The following is a 24,732-nucleotide window of genomic DNA, read 5'->3' on the forward strand; positions in this document are numbered from 1 at the left end:
GGCTCTTTGTTAAGATTACTAAGAGATTAGATGATTAAGAAATAATAGAAGCACAGTGGAAGAACTACAGAGGCACAGAGAACACCGCAGAGAACACCGCAATAGTTTTCACGAACCTGCTTTTGGTTTGAGATAATGCAGGCCGACCTGTGCATCTATTAAAAAATCAGGTAAGAGAGCTTAGGAACTCTTCCTTTCGAGGGATTTAGGTTTTACTGTATTCTGATATAGCTGGCAATTAGAATATAGAAGTTAAGTTTAAGTGCACCATTTAAATACACCATTTAATTAATAAGACGGTTTAACAATTTTTAATTATTTTTAATCATTTATCGAATCGTTAACGAACACGATGATGCGGAGCTGAAAACATTAAGCTGAAATCTATAGGCTCCGCTTCTTCTATTATGTTGACGTTATCTAAAGAAAATATAAGGTTGCAGGCATCAGCACAGAACAAGGAAGATGCTATTCAACAGGTAGGGACACTGCTGGTGCAATCGGGCCATATGCAGGCTGATTATGTTGCTAGCATGCTCAGACGGGAACAGGTTGCTAATACCTATCTCGGTAACGGCATCGCAATTCCCCACGGTTTGCCAGACGATCGGACTTTGATTCACCAGACTGGAATTGCCGTGCTGCAGCTTCCTGCTGGCGTGGAGTGGAATGCCGGTGAGGTGGTTCGTCTAGTGGTTGGTATTGCCGCCAAGTCCGATGAGCACCTGGAAATACTGGCCAACTTGACCCATGTGCTGGGCGACGAAGCCGCAATTCAACAGATGGCTACCACCACCGAACCGTTTGAGATTATTCGGCGGTTGACGCAGCCATCGGCTTCTAGCTCAGGGCCAGAATCAGAGCCAGATTTGGCTCATGCGGTTGAGGTTGAACTGCCTCCTGGGGCGGGACTGCACGCCCGTCCGGCTACGGTACTGGTGAATCTGGCTAAAGAATTCCAGTCCGAGATTCGAGTTCGCTACGGCCAGCAGACCGCCAATGCCAAAAGTTTGATTTCCTTGCTGAAGCTGGGGGTCGAAGGGGGGCAAACGATTCGCCTGATGGCTGACGGTGAGGATGCTACAGCAGCCCTGACAGCGCTAAAATCTGCCGTTGCCGCTGGTTTAGAAGATGAAGCCGAAGCCCCGCCTGCCTTTAGCTCGAACCGTAACCTCCAGTTTACAACCCCGGCAATTGCGGGAATTGCGGCTTCCCCTGGACTGGTGATTGGCCCGGTTTATCAACTCCAGCGACGTCAGATTCAATTTGTCGAAACGGCAGCAGATCCAGAAGCCGAAAAACTGCGTCTAGGGCAGGCGATCGAAACCGCCAGGGCCGAACTGCAAGATCTGTATGACAGCGTCAAAGCCAAAGCTGGAGCAGCCCAGGCCGCCATCTTTCAAGCCCATCAGGAATTTCTGGCCGATCCGGAACTGCACGATGCGGCTGTGGCCTTGTTAGCCAATCAGCGCAGTGCCGCATGGGCGTGGCGGCAGGCCTACGAACAGCGAGCTGCTGCCTTGGAGCAACTGAGCGACCCCCTCTTAGCCCAACGAGCCACCGATTTGCGAGATGTGGGCGAACGGGTCTTGCGCCAACTAGGCGAAACTGTGACGGCAGAAGCTGAATCGCCAAGCGAACCGGTGATTTTGATAGCCGAAGACCTGACGCCTTCAGATACGGCGGGCTTAGATCCAGCTCTGACGCTGGGCTTTTGTACAGCCTATGGCGGTCCCACGTCCCACTCGGCCATCATTGCCCGCTCGCTCGATATTCCGGCAATTGTGGGGGCAGGTCCGGCGGTGTTGAATTTGGTCAACGGCACTCGCTGCATTCTAGATGGCGAAACCGGCAATCTGTATCCCAATCCCAGCGAAGCCGATCTAGCCACGGCTAGCCAAGCCCAGGCCGATTTGCAAGCGATGCGCCAAGCCGAGAAATTGGCCTGCTACCAGCCCGCCCTGATGACCGACGGACACCGGGTGGAAGTGGTGGCCAATATCGGAGCAGTGGCCGAAGCAGAGCAGGCGGTGAATGCCGGAGCCGAAGGCGTAGGGTTACTGCGGACAGAATTTCTCTTCCTGAATCGCACCCAGCCCCCATCTGAAGCCGAACAGGTCACTGCCTACACGCAAATGATTCAGGCTTTAAACGGTTTACCCTTGATTATCCGCACCCTCGACATTGGTGGCGACAAGGCGCTGCCCTACCTCAGTCTGCCCAAGGAAGAAAACCCGTTCCTGGGCGTGCGGGGAATTCGCCTCTGCTTCCAGCGGCAGGATCTGTTCAAAACCCAGCTACGAGCCATCTTCCGGGCAGCCCCAACCGGACCGATCAAGATCATGTTTCCGATGATTGCCACCCTGGAAGACTTCCGCCAAGCGCGGCAGATTGCTGAAACGATCCGGGCGGAAGTGGGCGCGGATCCGGTCGATTACGGCATGATGATCGAAGTGCCCTCAGCCGTATTGATGGCAGCAGAATTTGCTCAAGAGGTGGCCTTCTTCTCGATCGGCACCAATGACCTGACCCAGTACACGCTGGCGATGGATCGGGGCCATCCGGTGTTGGCAAAACAGGCCGACGGTCTGCATCCAGCCGTGCTGCGTTTAATTCACCAAACCGTTCAGGCAGCCCAAACCCAAGGCAAATGGGTGGGCGTCTGCGGCGGCGTGGCCGGAGAACCCCTAGGAGCGGCAATTCTAGTTGGCCTAGGCGTCACCGAGCTAAGCGTCAGCATTCCCAGCGTAGCAGCAGTAAAAGCCAAATTGCGCAGTCTCTCCCTCACCCAGACCCAAGACCTCGCCAAACATGCCCTCGCCTGCCAATCTGCCGCAGAAGTCCGCGCCTTACGCTAATCAGACTGCTAATCAAACTACCCCTAGACACAAACCAACCCAATCTGCTACACCCCCCACTCCCCACTCCCCACTCCCCACTCCCCACTCCCCACTCCCTTATGCCTCCCCCCATTGTCACCCTCACGCTCAATCCCGCCATCGATCAAACCGCCGCAATTCCGAACTTCCAGGCTGGAGCAGTGAACCGAGTCGCTTGGGAGCAGGCTGATCCGGGCGGCAAAGGGGTCAACGTGGCCTCGTTTCTCAGCGATTTTGGCTTTGCAGTCACGGTCTCAGGATTTTTGGGGAAGGAAACCTCTGAGGCCTTCCAAACCCTTTTCGAGCACAAAGGCATCAGCAATCGATTTGTGCTGATTCCGGGCCGCACTCGCACCAATATCAAAATTATCGATGAGGTGCAAAATCAAGTCACGGATATTAATTTTCCCGGTCAATCACCCGTGGCTGAACATCTGACTTTGCTGCGGCGGCTGATCGAGGAATTAGCCATCAACCACGATTGGTTTATTCTTTCTGGCAGCCTCCCGACTGGGGTTCCCGCTCCGATCTATGCCGAATTGACTCAGTATCTGAAGGCTCAGAGTAAAACGGTGGTGCTCGATGCCAGCGGCGAAAGTTTACGACAGGCAATTCCAGCCGCTCCCTATGCCATCAAACCCAACTTGGATGAACTGCAAGAGGTGTTGGGGCATTCCCTCAGTGATTCAGAAGCTATTGTGCAGGCAGCTCGCGCATTGGTGCAGGGCGGCATTACCTGTGTGGTGATTTCGATGGGGGCAGAGGGGGCCATTTTTGTCGAGGCAGACACGGCCCTATGGGCACATCCGCCCCAGGTTGAGGTAGTTAGCACGGTGGGAGCGGGCGATGCAATGGTAGCCGGTCTGGTAACGGGCAAGCTGCGCGGGTTGCCGCTGGCAGACTGTGCCCAATTAGCAACCGCCTTTTCGGTTGGGGCCTTGAGTCAGGTCGGACCGCGCCTGCCTCCTCCAGCGGAAGTGGAAGCGTTTTGCAAGCAAGTGCGAATCGAAAGATTATCAATGTAGCAGTAAATAGGAACATGACAATGACATCGATTAAAACCATTGCTGCTGTCACGGCCTGCCCGACCGGAATTGCCCATACGGTTATGGCTGCGGAAGCGCTAAAGCAAACGGCTCAGCATATGGGATATACCATACAAGTAGAAACGCAAGGAGCGGATGGCATCAAGCATGCTCTATCTGATGCGGATATTGCTGCTGCCGACTTAGTGATTGTGGCTGCCGATATTCACGTCGATCTAGAGCGGTTTCGCGGCAAGCCGGTGTATGCCGTTTCTACCAGTCAGGCAATTCGCAACACCAGAGACGTAATTGAGGCCGCTGTAGCCGAAGCCGAAGCTATCCCGCTCCCGACTGAGCCACAGACCGCCACTCCATCCCTCTCACCTGAACCGACCCCGATACCACCGCCGCCCGATGCTGTCAGCCCTGCGGCCAACGGCTCGAAGTATCTGGTTGGCATTACCTCCTGCCCGACTGGGATTGCCCACACCTTCATGGCTGCCGAAGCGCTACGCAAAGCCGCCAACGAACTGGGACACACGATCAAGGTCGAAACCCAGGGGTCGGTGGGAGCCAAAAACCAGCTCACGCCTGAAGATATTGCCCAAGCCGACGCGGTTGTAATTGCTGCCGATACCCATGTAGACACCTCCCGCTTTGGCGGCAAACGGCTCTACCAAACCTCGACCAAACAAGCCCTCAAAGATGGAACGGGCGTGATTCAGTCGGCGCTGGCCCTACCGGAACCCGTGGCCGGATCGAGTGGTGCGGCTAGCGATCCCAACTACCTCCAGTCGGTACAGCAGGCCAAGGCAGATCAATCCGCTCGCCGCAGCGGACCCTACAAGCATTTGCTGACGGGGGTTTCCTACATGCTGCCGCTGATTGTGGCCGGGGGTTTGATCATTGCGCTGTCGTTTGTATTTGGACTCAATCCACCGGCTGGCACCTTTGGCGATGCTCTGATGCAGATTGGCGGCAAGTCGGCCTTTGCCCTGATCGTGCCGGTGCTGTCCGGCTTCATTGCCTTTTCGATTGCCGATCGGCCTGGATTGGCTCCCGGCCTAATTGGCGGCATGTTGGCCTCGAATTTGGGTATGGGTTTTTTGGGTGGGATCTTATCCGGCTTTTTAGCTGGTTATATTGCCCTATTCCTGCGCGAGAAAATTAAACTGCCCGCCAACTTTGAGGGACTGAAGCCAGTTCTGGTGATTCCGTTACTATCTACGCTGGCGGTGGGCCTGCTGCTGATCTATGTGTTCGGCGTGCCGGTGAAGGCGATTCTGGATGGCCTAACGGCATTCCTGCAAAACATGGGCCAAACCAACGCCGTGATTCTGGGTTTGATTCTGGGTGGCATGATGGCGGTAGATATGGGTGGTCCGGTGAACAAAGCTGCCTATACCTTCGCGGTGGGACTGTTGACCAGCAATGTATTCGAACCAATGGCCGCTGTGATGGCGGCTGGCATGACGCCCCCCTTAGGCTTGGCCCTAGCCACCCTATTAGCCAAACGCTTCTTTACCCAGGAAGAACGCGAAGCGGGTAAAGTTGCCACTGTGCTAGGCATCTCGTTCATTACCGAAGGTGCAATTCCCTTCGCGGCCAAAGACCCACTGCGAGTTCTGCCTGCCTGTATTGTCGGTTCAGCCGTAGCAGGCGCATTGTCGATGCTATTTGGCTGTACGCTCCGCGCTCCTCACGGAGGTGCGTTCGTGCTGGCGATTCCCAATGCCGTCGGTCAAGGCGGATTGTATGTGGTCGCCATCGCCGCCGGGACTCTAGTGACGGCTGTGCTGGCGTCGCAACTCAAACGCTGGCAGCCTAAAGCCAAAGCAGAAACAAGACCAGAAATGGTATCGCCAGTGCAGTAGAGTTACATGGTCAGGCTGCATCTGGATTAAGCTTAATCATGCGCTTGGTGGTGTAGGTGCCAAGCGGACTCCAGAGCAAATAGGGCACGAGCAGCAGGGCGGCCCACCCGGAAGTCGGCCAGACCAGCAGCGTCAAGATTAACCCCAGAATCAGTCCAGATGCGCCCAAAACCGTTCCCACCGTCAAGCTACGGAGACGGAGTGTAGCGGGAATGTAGGCCACAGTCACGAGTTCAACCAGTAGATAAACTGCCATCAACAGCCAGGTTTTGAGACTGTTGGGTTCCTGCTGCCAAACTAAAGTAGCCGAGGTAGCACCGCAAACAAAAATGACCATCCAGATTAGCGGAATTGCTGGTTCAAAAAACAGCCATTTGGGGCGATCCAGATGGGTCGCCCAGGGAATATCGCGCGGACGAATCAAAAAGCTACCCAGCGCTACTAATAGTGTGACGGCGTTGATAATTAACCAATTTTGCAGCATAGTTTTGCCTCCAATCGCATTGAGGACGGGTTGTGAATCCGATCGGTTGATCAATTTCGCTGATCGCTTGATCGATTGTGTTGATGAATAGTGTGATTGTGACAATTAGATGCAAAACTCGGCTCGATCTAGAGAGCGAACCTGGACCCTGTTCGCAACATACAAACGATTGGATCAGAAGCATTCAGCAAATCTGTCTTAGGACAAAGGCTGAAATCAACCAGCCGCCCTAAGCTAAAGAAGCTTGTAGGGGTCTGTATAAAACTTTGTGGTAACTTTTCTGGCTCGTCACGTCCTGGGCGCGACTGACTCGCGGATGGATTTGGGAGCAAGATAGCACAAAGGAAGTTACGGACCCCTGTAGCCATTTCACCAATAACCGTTACAAGCGAAATCCTGGAAACGGGTATGAATGCTGGATGCCGAAATTACAAGAAATTACAAATTGACATCATTTCGATTCAGCTGTTCATCGGATCATTCATTTCAATTGGAGGTTATCATGACCGACTTAACGAATTTGCGCGTAGCCGTATTGGCAACTGACGGATTCGAAGAAACGGAATTGACAGAGCCTATGCGGGCACTTAGAGACGCAAAAGCACAGGTTGATGTAATTTCAAACAAACCTGGACAAATTCAGGCTTTCCGCCATCACGACAAGAGTATTACAGTTAATGTAGATCGTTCGCTTGATCAGGTGCAGCCGAACGAATATGACGCGGTATTGCTGCCGGGCGGTGCTTTGAATACCGACACACTGAGAGCTGAACCTCAGGTGAAAAGTTTTCTCCAGCAAATGCAGCAGGCTGGCAAACCTTTTGCCGTAATTTGCCATGCGCCTTGGCTGCTGGTTTCGGCTGATTTAGTAAAGGGCCGTACCCTAACCAGCTATTACACGATTCAAGACGACATTCGCAATGCAGGCGGCAACTGGATTGATCGGGATGTGATTGTTGACCGAAATTGGGTTACGAGCCGTCAACCGGATGACATTCCGGCGTTTAATCAAGAGATGCTGAATCTGTTTGCCCAGATGGCACCGGCGGCATCAGGTTCAAGATCAGCAGTCAAACGGTAGGTTCTTCGCTATCGGTGCTGCACCAAATAAACTGAATGGCTCCCTACTCTACTTGAGCCAAATTGGTTTTAGTGGGGTAGGGACCCGTGTTTATAGGTCAGTAATGGCAGCCGCACGGTGAAGCTGCTTCCCTTACCCACTTCGCTCTGTACCTGGATCATCCCCTGATGAGCGTTGGTAATCGCTTGAGCAATCGATAAACCTAGCCCTGAGCCACCCGTTGCCCGCGAGCGATCGCTGTGGACGCGATAAAACCGATCGAAGATGCGAGCTTGATCGGCAGTTGAGATGCCAATCCCCGTATCCTGAACCGTAATCACAGCAAAAGCTTCCTCACGCTTCAGCTTAATCTTTACGACTCCACCCGGACCAGTATATTGGATGGCATTGTTGACCAAGTTGGCAAGCAGACGATAAAGCTGTTCTTCGTCGCCTGATACATAGAGTTCTGGTAGTGATCCTGTCTGGTTAATCTCAGCTTCTAGCGAAACCGCTTCGGCTATAGCCAAGGCAGCGAATTCCTCGATTACATCACTAATCAAATCATTGATACAGCAGGGCTGATGTTTGCAGCGAAACTTCTGCATATCCATGCGTGAAAGCAGCAGCAGATCCTGCACGAGTTGGGAAAGACGGTGATTTTGCCGTTCTACAATTTGTAGCGTTGTGCGGGCTTCTGGTTCTGTTAACTCTGGGGTTTGCAGCACCGATTCTACAGTAGCTCGAATGGCTGCCAAGGGTGTTCGCAGTTCATGGGCAGCATCCGCGGTGAATTGCTGAATTTGGTTATAGGACTGATAAACCGGCTGCATCGCCAGTCCAGCCAACCACCAGCTTGCTAGCGCCACTAAAAATAAGGCAAACGGCAAGCCCACCAGAAGTAACCACTTCAATGTATACAAGTGATCATCAAACTCCTTGAGCGAGCGTCCCACTTCCATGTAGCCCCAAAAGCGGCTGTCTTTGGTTTTCAAAGGAATCGAGACTTGATGATAGCGATTGCCATCCGTATCTTCCAAAGTCTGCCAGGTTTGCTGAGACGAGAATTGAGATGATGTATAAGTTGGCTGATTGCCAATGATTGCCACCACTTCACCAGCCGGATTGAGAAATCGTAGATAATAAGCTTCTTGTCCAACTACACCCAGAATATGGCGCTGCTTATTCGTTTGCGTTAATTCTTCTGCCTGTAAGCCCGTACAGTCGGTATTCACAACACACAGGCTAGGCAAGAGCGCTTGTACCGCCGGATTAATTGCGCCGGGCTGACTCAGGTTGGGTTCCAGAGCATCATGCAGAGTACCCGACACCACCTCCAACTCCTGATCTAACCCGTACCAATGCGCCCGCGCCATCACCTGATAGATGGCAAACCCAAACAAACAGAGAATAAATCCCATGACGCCCGAATACCAGCCAGCCAGCTTTAGGCGAGTCCAGTTAAACAGTTGATTCTGGTGCATGGGTGAAATTAACTCAAATTAAAACGATATCCCAGACCATAGACAGTTTCAATCATATCGTCACAATTGTAGTCGGCTAATTTTCGCCGCAGCAATCGAATCTGGGCAGAGACTACATTGCTAATCGGTTCCGCCTGCACTTCCCAGAGTGCATTCATCAACTGATCGCGATTGACAATCTGCTGGGGATGTTTCATGAAATATTCTAAGAGCTGGAATTCTTTGGCCGTGAGTTGAATGATTTGTGCCTGACTGCTCTGCTGTACCGAAACCGTAAGTGTGGCATAGTCGAGCGTGAGGCGACCGACTTGCAGAAAGGGGCTGTAGGTTTGGGGTGAGCGACGCTGCAAGGCCCGCAGCCGTGCCAGTAGCTCGATCATACCGAAGGGTTTGACCAAGTAATCGTCAGCTCCCGCATCTAGCCCAGCCACCTTATCCTCCAACCGATCTCTGGCGGTCAACATCAGGACAGGCAGTGAATTCTGCTGCTGACGCAAGCGTTGACATAGCTCAATCCCCGATAGCCCAGGTAAAAGCCAATCGAAAACCGCCACCGTGTAGGTTGCCCAGCCGTTGTCTAGATAGTTCCAAGCTTCGCTACCATCCTGAACCCAATCGACGATGTATTTTTCCCGAGTGAGCGCCCGTTGAATGGCTCGCCCCAAGTCTGGTTCATCCTCGACTAGAAGAATTCTCATTTTCGTTAGCTAATGCTGTATCAATTTGAATCAGTCCTATTATACTCAGTTACCTACTTCAAACTACTTTATAAACGTATATCGACCATTCACCTTCTCGCCGTTGATGTCAGACAGCACCACAAGTTTGTATGCTCCAGTGGCCGTTGCCGGTAGGAAAACCGTGTAGTGTTCCCCGGCTGCGTCGTAGGTCAAATCCAATTTTTGCTGAGTGCCATTGGGTAGCTGGACTTGGGCCACCACCTTTGCATCGGGAATTGGTTCGTGATCGTCGCCCTTTTGCAGAAAGAAATCGAGATGGGTGCCGTTAGCTTCGGGTTTAGCCAATAGTTCCAGATGATAGTCGCCGGTTTCAATCACCTGTCCGCCTTGACCACCATGGGAATGATCCTTGGCGCTCGTCGTTTCCGGTGTCGGAGCAGCGGTTGGAGTGGGTGAGTTCTCGGCTGTGGCGCTAGGGGATTCAGCGGCTGACTGCGGCTGACTGGCACAACTTGATAAACCTAAAACGGTTAAACCCATAAATAGAGCTGCGAGTGAACGAAACAATCTCATAGACTATCTCCACGTTGAGAAATGATTAATTTGCAGTGTATTAGCCGTTGGTTATTGGCATTTATCAATAATTGATAACAGGTAAGTAATGGCTAATGGCTATCAGTCAACACGGCATTTGCTAGCCGATTGCCATCAGAACTCACCGCAGTTGGATCAACAATCGCCTGCCCTTTGGGAACCACAAATCGACCAAACCGAGCGTAGAGGGCTGGTAGAACCAGCAGCGTCAGGGCCGTTGAGGTAAATAAGCCTCCTAACACCACCACCGCTAACGGCTGGAGAATTTCTTGACCCGCACCACCCCCCAGCACCAGCGGGACCATCCCCAGAGCCGAAGTCAACGCGGTCATGAGAATCGCAACTAAGCGCTCCATAGAACCATCGACAATGACTTGCTGTAAGGGCAATCCTTCAGCCAATTTGCGGTTGTAATTATCAACCAGGAGTAGGCCATTGCGAGTTGCCACCCCAAACAGCGTAATAAAACCGACCAGCGATGCCACCGAGACAACACCGCCACCAACGGCGATCGAAACAATACCTCCCACTAGGGCCAGCGGTAGGTTAATCATAATCATCACCATTCCAGCCACCGATTTAACGGCAAAGTACATCAAAATTGAAATCACCACGATTGCCAATCCGCCGAAGATCAAGAGATTGCGGCTGGCCTGCTGTTCGGATTCAAACTGTCCGCCGTATTGAATAAAGTAGCCGGCTGGCAGTTGTACCGCCGACTTGACGCGAGCTTGAACATCCTGCACCACAGAACCCAGATCGCGTCCGGCTACATTTGCCGATACAACAATCAAACGCGACACGTTTTCTCGGTTAATTGTGTTTGGTCCAGTGCCGTAGTTGATCTGGGCCAGCTGGGCTAGGGGGATTTTTTGCCCGGTAGGTGTGTCCACCAGCAGGTTGCGAATCGTCTCGATGTCGTTGCGCGCGTCATGCTTGAGCCAGACCACCAGGTCAAATAATTGCTGTTGTTCTAGCACCTGAGAAACCACCCGTCCGTTCAGGGCAATTTCCACCATCTCCGAAAGTTGCCCGACCGTTAAACCATAGCGAGCAGCAGCAGCCCGATCAAACTGAATTTGCACCTGACGGATCGGCACTTGCGGTTCTAACTGCAGATCGACCAGACCATCCACCTCTCGGACTGCCGCTTCAACTTGGCTACCGATTGTCCGCAGTTGGTCCAGATCGGGACCGAAGATCTTAATCGCAATCGCGCTTCTTACCCCCGATAGCACCTCATCCATGCGGTGACTGATGAATCCGCCGACGCTGGGCGCAACACCAGGAATGCGGGCAAACTCGGACCGGACCTGCTCAACAGCAGCTTTCCGGTCCTGCATCCCCTCCGCACTCAATTCCACATCCAGGTGGCCCAGATTGACGCCTCCCGCATCCGCATCTCCCGGTGCCCGACCTGAACGCAATTGCACCGAAGAAAAGCGCGGATCATCTTTGAGTGCGTCCTGCATCGCTAAACCAGCCTGATTAGTGGCTTCTAATGACGCGCCCGGATACAAAACCATTGCATTCACCAAGGATGGCTCCTGAAATTCTGGTAAAAACACCCGACCCAAATTGGTGAATATCACTAGGGATGCAATCAGAGATGCTATAGCAACAAGCAGAATCACCTTAGCGTGACGGATAGCAAAATTCAGCGCGGGCCGATACAGTCGCTGCGAGAAAGCCGTCACCCAGGTTTCATCGCTTGGTAAGGTACGATTGGCTAGCAAAATAGCACATAGGGCGGGCGATAGCGTCATTGCCACAAACGTAGAAGCAAAAATCGAAACCAAATAGGCAATGCCCATTGGTGCAAAAATTCGGCCTTCTACGCCTGTGAGGCTAAAAATGGGCGCGAATACTACCGCAATGATCACCGTCGAGAAAATCACGCTAACGCGCACTTCTACCGAGGTGTCGTAGACAACTTTAAAGGGATGCTCCGGTGTGCCGGCCAACTGATTTTTGCGCAAGCCCCGATAGGCATTTTCCATATCGACAATCGAGTCATCCACAACCGAACCAATTGCTACCGCCAAACCACCCAACGTCATCGTGTTAATGCCCTGACCAAAGGCATTGAGGATCAGCATGCCGATCAAAAGCGACAGCGGAATAGCGCTGAGGGTAATCACCGCCGTGCGCCAGTTCATCAGAAACAATAACAGGATAACCGAGACGATGATCGTCCCATCTCGCAGTGAACCCAGTACATTCTCAATCGAGGCATCAATAAAGTTATTCTGCCGGAAGGTTTCAATCACCTGAATGTCTTTGGGGAATCCCTGCTTAATCTCCGCCATTGCTTGTTCCACGGCCCGCGTCACCGTTGGTGTATCATTCATCGGCTGTTTGTTTACCACCACGACCACCGCCGGTTGACCATTAACGCTGCCGTCTCCCCGTTTCAACGCCGCCCCGATCTGCACCTCGGCCACATCCCGCAGCAGCACAGGGTTGCCGTTCCGAGCCGTCACCACCGAATCGCCAAGTTGCTCAATTGATTCCAGCCGACCCACCCCGCGAATAATCAGTTCTTGATCGGGCGTAGACAAGAATCCACCGGCTGCGTTAGCATTTGCGGCTGCTGCCGCTTCGGTCACATCTTGCAACGAGACGTTATAGGCCGTCAGGCGGGCCGGGTCTACCAACACCTGATACTGCTGTACATCGCCGCCATAGGCAATTACCTGAGAAACCCCAGGAATCGCCAATAACCGATTCGTCACATCCCGATCTACTAACCGTCGCAGCTGCATCAGCGGCGTTGTTTCTGCCGTAAAGGCATACATCACCACGGTGCCAACCGGCGAAGTAACCGGCGAAATTTGCGGCGTTCCGCTTCCCTCTGGCAGCTTTTCTTGCACCTGTTGCAGCCGTTCGGTCACGAGCTGTCGCGCTCGATAAACATCTGTACCCCAGTTAAAGATCACCTTAACAACGGAAATTCCTACCGCTGAGGAAGAGCGCACGGTTTCTACACCCGGTGTGCCGTTCACGGCGCTTTCAATCGGCAGCGTAATCAAGGCTTCGACTTCTTCGGGGGCTAAACCAGCCGCTTCTGTTTGAATCTCTACCTGGGGCGGGGCAAAGTCGGGAAATACATCCAAAGGCATTCGCGTTAAGTTGTAGGCCCCTAAAATCGTCACCAGAATGGCCCCAATCACGACTAGCCAGCGTTGAACGATTGACCATTTGAGAATGGCATTGAGCATGGATATTTGCGGGTATTATGAATAATAAAGAATATTTATGGATGATTAATCGGTTGCGATTGATGTTGCTCTATAGGATCTGCCACAGGATCTGCCGCGCTGTTGTAGCTGGAAGATTGCATGGCTAGGAGACGCTTGAACCGACGGTTGGCCCACCAAGCCCCCGCTGCAAAAGTGCTGGCTGCAATGGCACTGCCGCCTAAGGCAATTATCCACCCGTAAGTTGCGACTAGGCTAGCTTCTGCGGTCTCTGGTGCTGCTGGCGCTGCTGGTTCCGTGGATTCGGGCTTTGGAGGGCCGCCTCGCAACGACTGAGCATAGAGTTGGGTCGCTCGCTGAGTCACAACTCGATCGCCTTCAAATAAACCATCGCGTATCTCAAGCCATTCACCTGAAGTTTGACCCACTGTTACTTCAACCGGCTGATAGGCATTGCCATTTTGGACATACACAATCGATTTGCCATTCATCTCGACCAAAGCCGAACTGGGAATCGCCACAACTGGGGCTGAACTGCGGTCAGTGAGTACCTCCATCTCGGCAAACATCCCTGGCTTCAAAACAGATTCCGAGTTGGCAATTTCTGCTTTGACCGGCACCACACGATTTTCCCCTTCCACTACGGCCCCCATCACCGTCACCCGTCCCTGAAAACTGCGACTCGGCATTCCGGCTACCGTAATTCGCACTGGTTGCCCAATGGCAACTTGCTTCAGATCTTTCTCGTAGATGTTTGCCGAGGCTAACACGGTGCGGTCATCTACGATGGTCATCAAGGCGGCCCCTGCGTCTTCAGCCGATTGACCGAGGGTGGCTGGGCGGTCAGCAATCTGTCCAGCGATGGGGGCGGTGATAGTAATTGTCCCGTCTGGGTCGGCCTGCGTCTGCAACTGCTTCAGGCGCGTGCTGTAGGTGCCGGTACTCAGTTTGGCTCGGTCCTGCGCTACCTCAACTGCCGTTTGGGCACGCTTCAGATCAGCGGCGGCATCCAATACCGCTAAGCGGCTCTCGGCTTCTGTGAGGGCATTGCGAGCAGTGGCCAAGTGGGCTTCCGATTCCAGATACTCGCGTCTGGGAATTGCCCCCTGCTCCATCAATTCTCGGTCTCGCTCAAACTGCTCCTGCGCTACTCCTAATTCGGTTTGGGCCTGCTGAATTTGGGTATGAGCAATCTGCTGCTGCTGCTGGTAGGTTTGTTGTGCCAACAGCAAATCAGCCTTGGCTTTTTCCACTTCACCGCTCATCTCGACCTGGCGATCAAGGGCATCGACTCGCAGTTCGGCTAATTCAGCGCTGGTAATCACGGCCACTGGCTGTCCCTGTTTAACCCGATCACCAGGCTGCACAAACAACCGTACAATCGTGCCTCCCACCGGATAGGTCACTTCTACTCGACGGCTTGGCAAGGCTTCAATTTGCCCTGTCGCTTTGATGCCAAACGCTAGGCGTCGCAGCATCACTGGCTCTACCTTTAATCCAATTCGCTGGGCGGTTTTTGCATCCACCTGAATGCTATCGGCAGATTGGGCTTCATGACTATGAAATTCATCGCCATGACCACCATGGGCAACAACCGCAACAGGTGTGGCAAGCAAAAGAAAGCTGAGTACGGCTCCAGAAAATCGATGCACTGTCCTGGGGGAAGATGGGGCAATTAATCTCATCGTAGGGGAATCGGTAGGAGACACGAGACACGAAGCAAGAACTATTTGAGCGGCGCATGCCTCTCACGCCTGTGGTTCAGATTCCCACAAAAAAATGAAATCAGGATGAAATGCCTACCTGTCGGGAGATGTAGGTGCAAATGATGGCTGAATGCATTAAACGTTGCCGCGACTGTGCCGACATCTGCACGATTTGTGCTCGGTTTATGGCTCGCAATTCCGATCTGCATGCCCAGCTTTATAGCGTGTGTGCTGAGGCTTCGCGTAGCGAGTTTAGGTCATATCTACCCAGATCAACACCGAAAGCTAACTGATGATCAATTGAACCCGTTGAAAATCTACCAGTCAGATTGACATTTAGGTCATAGTTAGCTTTCTTCTGTCTTTCCTGAATTAAACCTGATAGCAGAAGCCGTACTAAGAACTGGGCGGTAGCTCATCAAACACGGGCGGCCACAGCTCCGACACCTGCAATTCCCATCCCGGCAACAAATCCGGCAGCGTCAACACATCGCCATCCTTGAGCAACACTGGCTCCTGATTCGATCGCCGCACTTCCAGCCAATGCTGCTCCGGGTGAATCAAAATTCCTATCTGCGTCCCCTGCTGCAAAAACTGGTCAATCTTCGATCGCAGCCCCACTAGGCTATCCGAAGGCGACTTCACTTCTACCATCAAATCCGGTGCAAGTTCAGCAAAACTGCGGGGACTGCGGCGAAGCTTCGCCGCCTGCACAAACGACACATCGGGAGCGCGAGCATCTGAGTTGGGCAGAATGAATCCGGCACTCGATCCAGTCACTCGCCCCAACTGGCGCGGTTTTACCCAGTTACGAAGCTGACTACCAAACTCAAACGCCACCTCATCAGACTCGTAACCAGACGGACTCATAATGATGATTTCTCCATTCACCAGCTCAATCCGGTAGTCTCCATCAAGCTGAGCCTGCACCCGCTCCAGATCTTTTACAGTCAGACCCATCACGACCTCCTGAAACAAGACAAGCGATCTTCTTTTCAATCCCCTCAGTTCACTATTTTATACCCCGCCAAACACTGGCTCGGCGTAATCCCAAATTGCCGCTTAAACGCTGCCGCAAAGTGTCCCAGATGTCCGTAGCCTACGAGATTCGCCGCCTCCGCCACAGTGTAATTCCCCTGGCGCAACAGCCTTTCTGCTTGCTTGAGCCACTGCTGTTTGAGATGGCCCTGCACCGTGGTTTGAAAGACAGCCCGGAACCCTCGCTGAAGCGCCCTTTCGCTGATTCCTACCTGTTGCGCTAACTCCAGCAACGATGGCGGATTCTCAAGTCAAAGATGTCGTGCAAGGGGAAGATGCCTCGTTGATTGGTGCTGCAAATCCTGCCACGCTAATAGCATTACTGAGTGGTATAGCCGCGTAGATGCTGCTCGACTCACTTACCTCTAGAGAATCCGGCCCGTCGCACAACCGCATCCGCAGTCACAGCTAACACCAAAACCGCGCCCTGAACGATGTTTTTCACGCCCTGATCCTGGTTCAGCAAATCCAAGCCATTATCGAGGCTGCCGATTACTAGAGCACCCAGCACCACGGCCCAAACCGAGCCACGGCCTCCAAACAAGCTCACTCCGCCAATCACCGCCGCCGCGATCGCATTGAGCAGCAGCGTCGAGCTAATCTGAGTGGCAACGGCTGTGCTGCGAGAAGTCATCATAATGCCAGCAAAAGCGGCCAGAGTAGACGCCAAAATGAATACTGTCAGCTTCATGCGAACAACATTAATTCCAGCCCGACGAGCCGCTTCCGCATTGCCGCCCACCGCATACAAATGCCGGCCAAAGGGCGTTTTGCGCAACACGAGCCAGAAAATTACCACCAGCCCCAAAGCAATCATTACCGCCTGCGGCACACCCTGGTAGCTATGAAATAGGAACATCAGGATCAGCACCACTACCGTTGCGGCCAGGAGTTGCAAGACTAACTGAGTCGGATGTTTGATCGGCAAGCCAACCTGAGAGCGCCGCCGTTGGTTATACCAAACACCTGCGGCATAGAGCGCCAAACAAACCAGCGGAATGCCCCAACCTAGCGCTGGCGGTAGATAGGTCGGGGCCAGGGCACGAATCGTTGGATCTCGCACAACCAGAGTTGTCTGCGGCCCCATTACTACCAACAGCAACCCGGCATAGGCGATTGAACCAGCCAAGGTGACAATAAACGACGGTACCCGCAGCACTGCAATGAAAAGGCCGTTGAGCAAGCCAATCACCGCTCCCGACAGCAGCGCCACTAACATAGCCAGCCAGGGATTCCAGTTTTGATACACCGAAACGGTTGCCATAATCGCCGCGCAAGCTTGCGCCACCGCCGCCAAACTTAAATCAATTTCCCCCAGCAGCAACACCAGCACCGCCGCGATACTGAGAATGCCGATCGCGACAATCTGTTGAGTTAAGTTAGAGAGGTTGCGAGCCTGGAGAAATACACCGCTGGTGGTGAGCTGAAAATAGATCGTGATTAGGGCGAGGGTCAGCAAAACTGGAATAAAGCCCAAGTCGCCCTGCATCAACGAACGTAAACTAAATCGGGCACGTTGGGATGCTGCGGCTGGAGATTGCTGCACCAACGCACTGCTTTGAGCAGCATCTCGGTTATTATCCGGTGAATTTTGGGGCGTATCCTGTGGCTTAGGATCTAAACTTTTCATAGGTTTTTCATCGTTGATCAACTATCGAAATCGCAAGTGCATTCAGGAAACTTACACTCCAGTGACATCGGTTTCGGTCAAAACGGCAGTATCCGCACCGGTAATAGCTCCTACTACAGCTTCACGGGTGGTATCGCGTGTTTCAAACGTCCGGACGCGCTCACCTAGCCGCATCACCACAATCCGGTCAGTGACTTCAAACACATCCTGGAGATTATGGGAAATCACGACTACCGCCTGACCTCGTTCCTTCAGCCGCAAAATCAAATTCAGCACCTGACGGGTTTGGGCCACACCCAAGGCTGCCGTAGGTTCATCGAGCAGCACCACTTTGGGTTCCCGCAGAATCGTCTTCGCTACCGCAACACACTGCCGCTGACCGCCCGAAAGTCCAGCCACGGTTGAACGCACCGACGGAATTTTGACATCCAATGTCCGCAGCACTTCAATCGTTTTGCGCTCCATCTCAGTTTCGTCTAAGACCCGCAAAACACCGGGAATCAGATCGCGGTAAGCTTCCCGTCCTAACCACAGATTTGCCACCACGTCCAGGTTGTCACAAAGGGCTAAGTCTTGATAGACCGTTTCAATGCCGAGTCGAGTCGAGTCTTGGGGACCTTGGATACTCACCGGCTGTCCGTCGATCAAAATCTCGCCCGTGTCGGGAGTATAGGCCCCCGAAATCGTTTTAATTAACGTTGATTTTCCAGCTCCGTTATCGCCAACCAGCCCCACGACCTCGCCGTCATAGACTTCAAAATCCACATGCTTGAGGGCCTGAACTCCACCAAAAGACTTGCAGATATTCCTCATCTGGAGTCGAGGCAGTGGCCCATTAGTCGAGTCGCGATCGGAGGCGACTGAAAGAGAACTGTTTATCATGGTCGGTTCTAATTTGGGGTTCTAATTTGGGGTTCTAATTTGGGTAAATGACTCCTAGCCTGGGTCCAGTCATCCAGGACAGCCGCCTAGCTAGGAAAGTCTCTGAACGTCCCCCAGCCAAGTCGGATAGGGGACTGTCAGAATCAACCAATCAAGATCAACCAATCAAGCAATAGGCAAAACCAGATTTGCTAGTTTAGGGGCAAACGCCGCCTGCACCTGATGGTAAACCGCTACAAATTTGCTCCCTGGTTAGGAAGCCATCGGCAATTACGGTTTCTTCAACGTTGCTTTTATCGACCACAATCGGTGTTTCTAGAACCGAGGGAATGGTACCGCCGCCTTTGATCTCGGTTTCACCATTGACGATATCGCTGGTGTCTTCACCGTTGCTGAGGGCGGCCACAAGTCGGGCTGTGGCTTTAGCTTCTTGAGCAATCGGCTTATAAATAGTCATGGCCTGATCGCCCGTTAGGATGTTTTGGATGCCGGTCGGGGTAGCGTCTTGCCCGGTCACCAGCACTTTCCCATTCAGTTTTTGAGTACGCAGAGCTGCAATCACCGTGTTTGCCATACCGTCATTCGCCACATAGGCAATTTGGACATCGTTGCCTTGTTTGGTCAGCACCCCTTCCATCAGAGATTGAGCCCTGCTGTTGTCCCAGTTGGGCGTGTACTGATCGAAAACTAGATTCAGATCGCCACTATCCACTAGAGGTTGCAGCGCTTTTAGGGCACCTTTGCGGAAGAGCAGGGCGTTATTGTCGGTTTGTGCCCCGTTGATCATAGCCAAATTCGCCCCTTTGGTCAGGCCAAAATTCCCAGCCCGATACTGCTCAGCGATATACTGGCCTTGCAGTTCTCCAACGCGCTCGTTGTCAAACGACACATAAAACGCTGTATCCGGGTCTTGAATTAAACGGTCGTAGGCAATCACCGGCACACCGCTAGCTTTGGCCTGCTGCACAATCACCGATGCCTGATCGCTATCGTTGGGATCGACCACCAGAATGCAGGCTCCTTTCGTCAGGGCGGCTTCGGCTTGGTTTTGTTGCGTGGTAGCGTTGTTGTTAGCGTTTGCGTACTGAATCGTCACTCCTGGCAAGGCAGCTTTGATTTCCTTCTCTAGCAGAGGACGGTCATAGGCTTCGTAACGAGCAGAGGAATCGGATTCTGGCAGCAAAATTCCCACGTTCTTACAGCCCTTAGCAGCAGGAAATTCTGTGTTTTGAGCCGTTTCGGTTGGGGCTGTTCCGGTCGAATTATTGGATGAGTTATTGGGAGCCGAATTATTGGTTGTGCAGGCTGCCAGTACGAGTATCCCTAAAACGGGCAGGCAACGATGCACAACACGCTTCAACTGACGCATTGTATTCACTTCCTCGTGATTTAATTGACGTGCCATCTTGGGTTATCTTTTGCGATGTCTAGGCGATTTCTTTTGTCAGCCAGAGCTTGCCAGCGGAAAAATTGACTGCCACTTTCACTGCAATACGACAAGTAAACTCAGCCTATGTTTCTCTGCAAATTGTTAAATGATGCAGAAAAACAGCAGACAGTTACTGACACCATGACTGCCCTCAGTTCCTAGGCTAATTACATACAGTGTTTTTCACTCGTGTGAGGTATGGGAGGTATGGGGGCAGTGCCCCTGCGCCCCGTTTTTTGTACTTCACTAGCCTGAAAAAGGCTGTAGGCTAATTAGATGATTTAAATCAATACGTTCTGAGGTGAAAATGAGAATTTTTGCTTAACTCAGCTCTGATAATGCTGTTTTCTCCAGTTTTTTCCAGTTGTTTGCTCTATCGGAATTCGATAAACTTCAGCCTCCTTGATAAATTTCTATCGAATTAACTGACGAATCTGTTGCGCAATCCACTATCTAGATCCACTACCTAGAAGTAGGGACTGGGAAAGGCTAAGTAAGCCAATCTGTTGGGTTTTCAGATTCCACAGCGCAAGTTCTGCAGTGCAGACATCTCACTAGTGGCGGCCCAGATATCTACATTGCATCTGCTGCGGAATTGATTGAATTACTTAGTTGTTCATTATTACTTTTACAGATCTGAAATTTGAATGTGAGCCAGATGCAATAAAACGTAATAGCTTGCCCAATAAATAGTAGTCCTTAAGACAGACAAATCTTGCAACTAAATGTAAAGACAATTCTATATCTAATTAGGCATCTAATTAGCAATTGAAGCCAGACCTTAGAGCTTGTTTGTAAACAAAGATTGAGATCCCCCTAAATCCCCCTTAAAAAGGGGGACTTCAGAGATTTGACTCGGTTCCCTCCTTATTTAAGGAGGGTTAGGGAGGATCAGATGGGAAGTCGATTCTAGCCTCTTAAAATTCATTTACAAACAGTCTCCTCTTAAAAGCTGTTTGAAAAGGATTTTGTCGTCTGGCGTCCCCTTTTCTGGGATGCCCGCAGAGCTATAATCCCGCACCAGTGGCTACGGTATACACACAAGTCGAAGATCCCCCCTGCCCCCCCTTAAATAAAGGGGGGAACCGGAGGCGCAGCACCTACCAACCAGGGATTGAAGTCCCCCTTATCAGGGGGATTATAGCCCTGCGGGCATCTCAGAAAAGGGGGATCAAACCCTTACATTGCGTCGCGATCGAGATCGGTATACACGGTAGGTACCAATGGAAGACTTTGAACAGCAACGACTCGGGAAAGCCCCCCAGAATGGGGAATGTAGGGGCTTTTCAAACAGTTTCTTAAATCGAGATGCAGTACTTATCCTGAGTGAAAATGCATCTATCCAAAGATAGATTGAAAGCGGCAGACAAAATTTATTTGCTCTTTGAAGCGATGCTGGTACCGATTTACATGGCTGGAAAAAAGTAGTCATCTGTCTCCCATTTTCACAACCAATGTTTTCATAACCAATGTTTTCACAACCAATATAGGATTGCTATCAGCATCAATCATGTGACCAACTAAGCGAACTAGCGCAACATGATCTCTCACTTGGGAAGTGTCTGTTTCATAATGCACTATTTCCAACGATTGAAGTAAGAAAAATAACAAGTGGATAGGTTGAAGGCAATTGCAATTTCAAACCACACTTTGAGGCCAGTTCAATATGTTAAAACGAGTTGGAACAGTGCTGATCGCCATGTTCATGGGTTTGGTCATCACAATCGGGCTGCCTAGCTTAGCCCAAACAAACCGCCCCACTTCTCCGACCGCTCCTTCGATACCCAACCGCAATCAATTATCTCAAGTCGATAACCAATTTATGATCGATGCTAATCGCAACGCCTTGGCAGGAATTGCCCTTGGGCAACTCGCCTTAACCCAGTCAGCCAACAACGAGGTGAAACGCTTTGCCCAAGCCGAAGTGGATGAACAGGTGGGCGTGAGAAATAATTTGGTCCGTTTGGCACCCAGTCTCGGCGTTAACTTACCTTCAGAACCTACGCCTAGAGATCAGGAAGTAATGCAGCGCTTGATGTCCCTCTCGGGTGAGCAGTTTGATGTCGCTTTTATGAACGAAACTGGTATCAATGCCCATCTGGAAAATGCCGCAATCTATCAGCGGGAAGCGGGGTTGGGACAAAATCAGGACTTAGTCAGATTGGCATCTCAAGGTTTGACAATTATCACCCAGCACTACAACACCGCTAGCACCCTGACGGGTTACGAAGTGGCTCAAGTTCCTCCTCGGATTGATACATCACCTCAAGGCAGCCAGTCCACGCCTAGTTCTTTTGTTCGTTAGATGGAGTTTGAATGGAAGTTAGGAGTCAGGAGTTAGGAGTCAGGAGTTAGGAGTCAGGAGTTAGGAGTCAGGAGTCAGGAGTCAGAATATTTTTTAGCTGAGCGACAGGCGAAGGTATAGGTGCTTTATCTAGAGGGAATCCAACATCAACCTGACTGCAAACCCTGCCCTGGTCCCCTGCTCCTGACTCTTAGCTCTTAAATGAATTTCCCAACTCATTTAAGACTGTTATGTTAAAAATAGCTGGCTCTATAGCTGAAGAGAGAATAGAATTACAAAATTTAGATGAAAGAATTCACTAAAAAAGATTCAGCATAAGCAATAATTCGGTTAGGATTAGTTAAGATTAAACTAAACGATTAGTTTATTAGGCAATGATTTCAACTACCAGACGTTCTCCCAACGCAACTCTCGTCTCGAAGGATGCGGTGAATCAAGCATCCCAGATTTTGCAGGAACTGCCAGAAAAGCCAAAAGAACAGCTCTCGTTGCGAGAAGTTGTGGATGCTCTGCGTGGGCATATTACGGCTGCCTTAGATAAGGGCTATTCCTACGAAGACATTACAGCCATGCTAGCGGCGCAAGGCGTTGTAATTGCTCCTTCTTCCCTCAAGCATTACCTAGCTCGCAGCAACCGCCAAGCCAAAGCAAAAGGTTCTGTTTCTTCAGGGCGGCGGTCTACAGAAACTACAGGGAAGGCGGAAGCACTGGAAACCTTGGAAGCTGAGGTAGGCTCAGAACTAGATGCAATGGCGGCAGAGGCTGAACCGACCCAGAACGGACAATTGAACGGGCAATCGGCTGAAGCAGCCCCCACCGAAGCGCCTGAAGCAGCTCCGAAACGAGGTAGACGGCCATCGAGTCAAAAGCAAGCTGAAACCAAAACAACTCGCTCCAGCTCACGCACCAGTTCGACTCGCAAACGGCGGAGTAGCGCTTCTTGAACCTATTTTCTTGAACCATATCTTGCAGATGCTTGGGCAATCCTAAAGCAGTTAAGTGTTATCAATCACATATTGATTTCACAGACGATTCCTCTTGGGAATGATCACAGGCGTTCTCAGAGTTGATAGGGTTGTTCATCATCTCATTCAAATAAATACTCCTCTATGTTCGACCAGTTTGCCCATCCAGCAGAAGTAGGAAACGGCGATGCAGTGGGAACGGCTGTATCTTTTCGTTTGTCTGCCTGTGCGACTGAAGCGAGAACAGATGAACGCGGTCTGCCCGACTGTGCCTCTCACCTGGCTGGTGACGGTTTGAATTGGGATTCAGATCAATCTGCTGTTCTCAGGCTTTTGCAACTTTTGTTGGACTGTCGCTCGTCTGTTAATGACACCAATTTGATCCAATCGTTTGAGCGAGAAGCCGTTTCGCTGCAATTAGTGGATGCTTTACTAGAAACGCTTGCCAACCAGCGAGTTCCTCATTCGTCGGCCAACCAGTATGAATTGAAAAACCAGCTGATCTATAGTCTGCTGCGGGGTCATGTCAGTAGTGTAGTGTTGAACCAAGCTAAGCACCTAGGCATCGACTTAAACCAGCCTAGAGCCGTGATTTTAATTGACGCGACTGACTATATCTTCAACAGCAAGACAGAACAATCCCATGCAAGCGCGAGTAAACAGCGGGTACAGACGGTTATCAATAGTATTGTCAGCTTTTTTCATTTGCCAAACGACACTATCTGCGCCGATCTGGGCAACGGTAAAGTTTGCGTTTTGAAGGCAAGCAATACCAAAAATCTCGATCCTTGGGCAACGCATACAGACGCTTCGGATGAGTTGGGAGCCTCTTGGGCCAATTTGAGCGCTCTGAAGCGGGCCGCAGATGCGTTATTGACTCGCCTACGCAGCGATACGAGCACTGCCATTAATATTGGCATCGGTCGTTATCATCCTGGTTTTCAAGGTTTAGCCCGTTCCTATGAGGATGCTCGCGTGGCGCTGTCTCTAGGCAGACGATTTCAGGGATGCAATCGGGTGCATTGTCTGGGCGAGTTGGGCATCGCGGCCTTTATTGGTATTGCCGACGAGGAAACGAAAATTGACCTGGCCAAATATTTGCTCAGTCCTCTCGATGAAGAAACCGAGCTATTGGCGACCCTCGACACTTTCTTCGCAGAAAACTGTTGCCCGTCGTCTACGGCTAAACGGCTTTCGATTCACCGCAATACTCTCAGCTACCGGCTAGATAAAATCGCTTCGCTGACGGGTTTGGAGCCGCGCAAATTTGACGATGCGGTGCAAATGCGGCTGTCGTTATTGCTGCGTTCGTTGCAGTTACAGTCTGTACCACAGTCAGCACCACAATTGGCATCACAGTCGGCATCACAGTCGGCATCACAGTCGGCACCACAATCTGCCCTCTTGAGCGAACCGCAAACGCCAGCCAAACCAGCGCATAGCAGAACCAAGCTATCTGCAAATAAATAGCTGCAATTGGCTCGATGGCCAAACACT

The 24,732-nt window shown here is 51.6% G+C and carries 18 protein-coding genes; 7 read left to right on the top strand and 11 right to left on the bottom strand.

All coding sequences use genetic code 11. The annotated features are described in order from the left end of the window. Positions 1-407 precede the first annotated feature (407 nt). The 3 genes from ptsP (at position 408) to HJG54_RS31090 (ending at position 5,778) form a co-directional block, all read left to right on the top strand. Complete coding sequence (ptsP, locus tag HJG54_RS31080) at positions 408-2,858, top strand: phosphoenolpyruvate--protein phosphotransferase (RefSeq protein ID WP_316436999.1); 2,451 nt, start codon at positions 408-410, stop codon at positions 2,856-2,858. Between the two features lie 101 nt (positions 2,859-2,959). After that, positions 2,960-3,904, top strand: a complete 945-nt coding sequence (pfkB, locus tag HJG54_RS31085; RefSeq protein WP_316437000.1) for a 1-phosphofructokinase — start codon at positions 2,960-2,962, stop codon at positions 3,902-3,904. Between the two features lie 20 nt (positions 3,905-3,924). Beyond that, entirely contained in the window at positions 3,925-5,778 is a 1,854-nt protein-coding gene (locus HJG54_RS31090) for a PTS fructose-like transporter subunit IIB (protein WP_316437001.1), read from the top strand. Positions 5,779-5,788: 10 nt separating this feature from the next. On the opposite strand, the gene HJG54_RS31095 is transcribed toward HJG54_RS31090, so the two are convergent. Next, the gene (locus HJG54_RS31095; RefSeq protein WP_316437002.1) at positions 5,789-6,262 is read right to left on the bottom strand and encodes a TspO/MBR family protein; all 474 of its coding nucleotides are present in this window, start codon (positions 6,260-6,262) and stop codon (positions 5,789-5,791) included. 502 nt (positions 6,263-6,764) lie between these two features. Here HJG54_RS31095 and HJG54_RS31100 point away from each other — a divergent pair. After that, complete coding sequence (locus HJG54_RS31100) at positions 6,765-7,343, top strand: type 1 glutamine amidotransferase domain-containing protein (protein ID WP_316437003.1); 579 nt, start codon at positions 6,765-6,767, stop codon at positions 7,341-7,343. 68 nt (positions 7,344-7,411) lie between these two features. Here HJG54_RS31100 and rppB read toward each other — a convergent pair whose 3' ends face one another. From rppB to HJG54_RS31150, 10 genes are all read right to left on the bottom strand, one after another. Beyond that, entirely contained in the window at positions 7,412-8,806 is a 1,395-nt protein-coding gene (gene rppB, locus HJG54_RS31105; RefSeq protein ID WP_316437004.1) for a two-component system sensor histidine kinase RppB, read from the bottom strand. A gap of 8 nt (positions 8,807-8,814) precedes the next feature. Continuing rightward, positions 8,815-9,504: a two-component system response regulator RppA gene (gene rppA, locus HJG54_RS31110; protein WP_316437006.1), complete on the bottom strand. Its 690-nt coding sequence runs from the start codon at positions 9,502-9,504 to the stop codon at positions 8,815-8,817. Positions 9,505-9,567: 63 nt separating this feature from the next. Then, the gene (locus HJG54_RS31115; protein ID WP_316437007.1) at positions 9,568-10,059 is read right to left on the bottom strand and encodes a hypothetical protein; all 492 of its coding nucleotides are present in this window, start codon (positions 10,057-10,059) and stop codon (positions 9,568-9,570) included. Between the two features lie 92 nt (positions 10,060-10,151). Continuing rightward, on the bottom strand, positions 10,152-13,301 hold the full coding sequence (locus HJG54_RS31120; protein ID WP_316437008.1) for an efflux RND transporter permease subunit: 3,150 nt from the start codon (positions 13,299-13,301) through the stop codon (positions 10,152-10,154). Positions 13,302-13,336: 35 nt separating this feature from the next. Then, the gene (locus HJG54_RS31125) at positions 13,337-14,965 is read right to left on the bottom strand and encodes an efflux RND transporter periplasmic adaptor subunit (protein WP_316437009.1); all 1,629 of its coding nucleotides are present in this window, start codon (positions 14,963-14,965) and stop codon (positions 13,337-13,339) included. Positions 14,966-15,382: 417 nt separating this feature from the next. After that, a complete protein-coding gene (locus HJG54_RS31130; RefSeq protein ID WP_316437011.1) occupies positions 15,383-15,946 on the bottom strand; it encodes a Uma2 family endonuclease in 564 nt (187 codons plus the stop codon). A 44-nt stretch (positions 15,947-15,990) separates the two neighbouring features. Further along, a complete protein-coding gene (locus HJG54_RS31135; RefSeq protein ID WP_316437012.1) occupies positions 15,991-16,257 on the bottom strand; it encodes a helix-turn-helix transcriptional regulator in 267 nt (88 codons plus the stop codon). 122 nt (positions 16,258-16,379) lie between these two features. Beyond that, the gene (locus HJG54_RS31140; RefSeq protein WP_316437014.1) at positions 16,380-17,654 is read right to left on the bottom strand and encodes a sugar ABC transporter permease; all 1,275 of its coding nucleotides are present in this window, start codon (positions 17,652-17,654) and stop codon (positions 16,380-16,382) included. Between the two features lie 51 nt (positions 17,655-17,705). Continuing rightward, positions 17,706-18,536 carry an ATP-binding cassette domain-containing protein gene (locus tag HJG54_RS31145; protein WP_316437015.1) on the bottom strand — a complete coding sequence of 277 codons (831 nt, stop codon included), beginning with the start codon at positions 18,534-18,536 and terminating at the stop codon, positions 17,706-17,708. 196 nt (positions 18,537-18,732) lie between these two features. Beyond that, on the bottom strand, positions 18,733-19,941 hold the full coding sequence (locus HJG54_RS31150; protein ID WP_316437016.1) for a sugar ABC transporter substrate-binding protein: 1,209 nt from the start codon (positions 19,939-19,941) through the stop codon (positions 18,733-18,735). Between the two features lie 1,690 nt (positions 19,942-21,631). On the opposite strand from HJG54_RS31150, the gene HJG54_RS31155 reads away from it, so the two are divergent. From HJG54_RS31155 to HJG54_RS31165, 3 genes are all read left to right on the top strand, one after another. Next, positions 21,632-22,270 (top strand): DUF4142 domain-containing protein, encoded by a 639-nt coding sequence (locus tag HJG54_RS31155; RefSeq protein ID WP_316437017.1) that lies wholly within the window; start codon positions 21,632-21,634, stop codon positions 22,268-22,270. Between the two features lie 374 nt (positions 22,271-22,644). Beyond that, a complete protein-coding gene (locus HJG54_RS31160; protein WP_316437018.1) occupies positions 22,645-23,214 on the top strand; it encodes a hypothetical protein in 570 nt (189 codons plus the stop codon). A gap of 165 nt (positions 23,215-23,379) precedes the next feature. Next, complete coding sequence (locus HJG54_RS31165; protein ID WP_316437019.1) at positions 23,380-24,705, top strand: PucR family transcriptional regulator; 1,326 nt, start codon at positions 23,380-23,382, stop codon at positions 24,703-24,705. Positions 24,706-24,732: the final 27 nt, after the last annotated feature.

Origin of the sequence: Leptolyngbya sp. NK1-12 (assembly GCF_032598965.1) — a bacterium.
Lineage (GTDB): Bacteria > Cyanobacteriota > Cyanobacteriia > Elainellales > Elainellaceae > Elainella.